The 837-nt window shown below is 50.1% G+C and carries 1 protein-coding gene; it reads left to right on the plus strand.

Annotated elements, in window-relative coordinates:
• Positions 1-62: 62 nt before the first annotated feature.
• A partial coding sequence (locus E4661_RS18960) for an IS3 family transposase (protein WP_136469033.1) occupies positions 63-837 on the plus strand: 775 nt, incomplete at its 3' end.

Below are 837 nucleotides of genomic sequence, written 5' to 3' on the forward strand. Positions count from 1 at the left end.
TGTAAGGCTCCCTATAAATAGGAGCGTTGAAAATTAGAGTTCAACGTTTTAAATTTGAGGGAATGAAAAAGAGCAGATTCACCGAGACACAGATCATCAAGGTACTATCGGGACAGGAACATGGCAAGGCCGTAGCGGAGATATGCCGTGAGCATGGTATCAGCCAACCCACTTTTTACAACTGGAAGGCAAAATATGGGGGCATGAGGGTCAACCAACTCAAGAAGATGAAGGAGATGGAGTCGGAACTGGCGGAGTTCAAGCGCATGTACGCCGATCTGGCCTTTGAGAACAATGCGCTGAAGAACCTTATCGAAAAAAAAGCTCTAAGGCCCGCCGAAAAGCGAGAAGCTGTCGGATACTTGGCCAAAGAGGAAGGACTGAGTATCAGGCGGGCCTGTGTGGCGGTGAGCCTTAGCCTATCGGTATACTATTACCGTTTCAAAAGCAAGCCCGAGGATGACATGATAATGGATTCCCTGGACAAGCTGGCCGAGATTCACCCTACCTATGGGTTCAGGAAGATGTTCCACATGCTCAGGGCAATGGGCCACCTCTGGAACCACAAAAGAGTTTACAGGGTCTATGTTTCCATGGGGCTGAACATCCGCAGGAAGCGTAAGCGGAGGTTGCCCGCTAGGGTGAAGAGGCCCCACATACTCCCTGTGGACTGTAACATCACATGGAGTGCCGATTTCATGCAGGACACCTTGACCAATGGCAAATCGTTCAGGGTGTTCAACGTAATCGACGACCATAACAGGGAAGCCTTAATGTCCACCATCGATACCTCGCTCAGTGCAAGGAGGATAACAAGGGAGTTGGACAGGCTCATCG

The sequence above is a fragment of the Flagellimonas onchidii genome, assembly GCF_004804315.1.
GTDB lineage: Bacteria > Bacteroidota > Bacteroidia > Flavobacteriales > Flavobacteriaceae > Flagellimonas > Flagellimonas onchidii.